The sequence below is a fragment of the Streptomyces sp. NPDC058239 genome (genome assembly GCF_042882185.1).
Taxonomy (GTDB): domain Bacteria; phylum Actinomycetota; class Actinomycetes; order Streptomycetales; family Streptomycetaceae; genus Streptomyces.
The window spans coordinates 1-2383 of record NZ_JBHVWS010000008.1 but is presented as its reverse complement, the minus strand read 5'-3'; the positions used below and the strand labels follow the sequence as shown (position 1 = coordinate 2383).

The following is a 2383-nucleotide window of genomic DNA, read 5'->3' as shown; positions in this document are numbered from 1 at the left end:
GGCCCCGTTCTCCCCGCCCGCCGCTGAACCCCCCCGCCACGTGGACCGGGCGCCGTAAGACCTGCGGTCTTCCGGCGCCCGTTCTGTCACCTGTGGAGCCTAGGAGATTCGAACTCCTGACATCTGCCTTGCAAAGGCAGCGCTCTACCAACTGAGCTAAGGCCCCGAAAAAGCGGACAGCACCAGACGCTTCAGCGTCTCGGCGCCCGCCGCAGACCAGAGTACCGGGTACTCCCCGGAATCTTGCAAAAAGATGGGGACTCCCGGTCGGCGACCACTCTCCGTAAGATGCTCGACGAGGTTCGCAGCAGCGAAGCCGCAGCGAAGGGGAGACGCCATGGATGCAGCTCAGCAAGAGGCAACAGCAAGAGCCAGGGAGCTTCAGCGCAGCTGGTACGGAGAACCTCTCGGGGCGCTCTTCCGCCGGCTGATCGATGATCTCGGCCTGAACCAGGCCCGGCTCGCCGCAGTCCTCGGGCTGTCCGCCCCCATGCTTTCCCAGCTGATGAGCGGTCAGCGGGCGAAGATCGGCAACCCCGCGGTCGTCCAGCGTGTCCAGGCGCTCCAGGAACTGGCCGGCCAGGTCGCCGACGGCAGTGTCAGCGCGGGAGAGGCCACCGATCGCATGGAAGAGATCAAGAAGTCCCAGGGCGGCTCCGTCCTCACCGGCACCAGCCAGACCTCCAACACCGGCGGCGCCCCGACCGTCCGACGCGTGGTGCGTGAGATCCAGTCGCTGCTGCGGTCCGTCGCGGCCGCCGGTGACATCATCGATGCCGCCGACTCCCTCGCCCCGACCCACCCGGAACTGGCAGAGTTCCTCAAGGTGTACGGCGCAGGGCGCACCGCGGACGCGGTGGCGCACTACGAGGGACACCAGAGCTAGGGCCCTTTCATGCCCTGGTTCCCGCTGGAGTACTGGGGCACTACCCCCGAGAGCCGGGCACGAGCCGAAACAGGAACTGGGAGCGGGCGCAGCGCAATGGGTGAGGTCTTCGCCGGTCGGTACGAACTGATCGATCCGATCGGACGTGGTGGGGTCGGCGCCGTCTGGCGCGCCTGGGACCACCGGCGCCGCCGTTATGTGGCGGCCAAGGTCCTCCAGCAGAGTGACGCACACACGCTGCTGCGATTCGTCCGCGAGCAGGCGCTGCGGATCGAGCATCCGCATGTGCTCGCTCCGGCCAGCTGGGCCGCGGACGACGACAAGGTCCTGTTCACCATGGACCTGGTGAGCGGTGGTTCGCTGGCGCATGTCATCGGCGACTACGGACCGCTGCCTCCTCGTTTCGTCTGCACGCTGCTCGACCAACTGCTGTCCGGACTGTCGACGGTGCATGCGGAGGGCGTCGTGCACCGTGACATCAAACCCGCAAACATCCTGATGGAGGCCACCGGCACCGGACGGCCGCATCTGCGGCTGTCCGACTTCGGTATCTCCATGCGCAAGGGTGAGCCGCGGCTCACAGAGACCAACTACGTGGTGGGAACGCCCGGTTACTTCGCGCCCGAACAGATGATGGGCGCGGAGCCCGATTTCCCCGCGGACCTCTTCGCGGTCGGACTGGTCGCGCTGTATCTGCTGCAGGGGAAGAAGCCGGACGGGCGGGCCATCGTCGAGCACTTCGCCTCGTACGGCACTCCCAGCGCCCCGGAGGGGATTCCCGAGCCGTTGTGGCAGGTGCTCGCGGGGCTGCTGCAGCCGGATCCCCAGGCCAGGTTCCGTACGGCCACGGGCGCGCGCAAGGCGCTGACGGCCGCGGTCGACATGTTGCCCGAGCCCGGCGCCGACGACGAGCCGGTGGAGGTCTTCGACCAACTCGGGCCGCTGCCTGCGGGCTTCGGCCCTGCCGGACCGATCGCGGCTCCCCGGACAGCCTCACAGGACGCGCAGCCCGCACAGACGGACCAGTCCGCCCAGCCCTACACCCAGCCGCCGGTCCCGATGTCGGAAACGGGCAGCTTCCACCTCCCTCCGCCTCCGCAGCAGCCCACACCGCTGCCCCATCCGGCGCAGCCGGCCACGCCCCCCGCACCCATCCCGGCGCACACGGCTTCCCCCTTCCCCGCGCCGGATCCTTCGCGGGCCCCCACTGCCGCGGTGCAGCACGAGCCGGCTCTCACCCGCGCGTACACAGCCGGGCAGCCGCAGGTTCCCGCTCCCGGAGCAGGGGTTCCCCCGCACCTCTCGGCCGCTGTTCCCGCGCACGCACCGCAGAAGCGTCCGGGACCGCCTCCGAAGGTGGCGGTCCCGGTCCTGCTGGTGGCGCTGATCTGTTTCGCCGTGGGCATCTGGGCACTGACCCAGAGCTGAGCACGGCCGGGGGGGGCCCCCTGCCGGGGCGGCGGAGGGCGCTCGCCGCGACCCCCCCGGCGGCGGCGC

2 protein-coding genes and 1 tRNA gene are annotated in these 2383 nt (G+C 69.9%); 2 read left to right on the top strand and 1 reads right to left on the bottom strand.

Translation table 11 applies throughout. From position 1 onward, the window contains the following. Nucleotides 1-93: 93 nt before the first annotated feature. A tRNA-Ala gene (locus tag ACFVYE_RS12145) sits at nt 94-166 on the bottom strand. Between the two features lie 171 nt (nt 167-337). Between ACFVYE_RS12145 and ACFVYE_RS12140 the strand changes: the two genes are divergently transcribed. Continuing rightward, nucleotides 338-886, top strand: a complete 549-nt coding sequence (locus tag ACFVYE_RS12140) for a DNA-binding protein (protein WP_093895034.1) — start codon at nt 338-340, stop codon at nt 884-886. Between the two features lie 96 nt (nt 887-982). Next, nucleotides 983-2314, top strand: coding sequence for a protein kinase (locus tag ACFVYE_RS12135; protein WP_389605496.1), 1332 nt, complete (start codon nt 983-985; stop codon nt 2312-2314). Nucleotides 2315-2383: the final 69 nt, after the last annotated feature.

Coding starts and splice junctions, on each gene's coding strand:
- ACFVYE_RS12135 (WP_389605496.1), top strand. CDS start 983: ATGGGTGAGGTCTTCGCCGGTCGGTACGAACTGATCGATCCGATCGGA.
- ACFVYE_RS12140 (WP_093895034.1), top strand. CDS start 338: ATGGATGCAGCTCAGCAAGAGGCAACAGCAAGAGCCAGGGAGCTTCAG.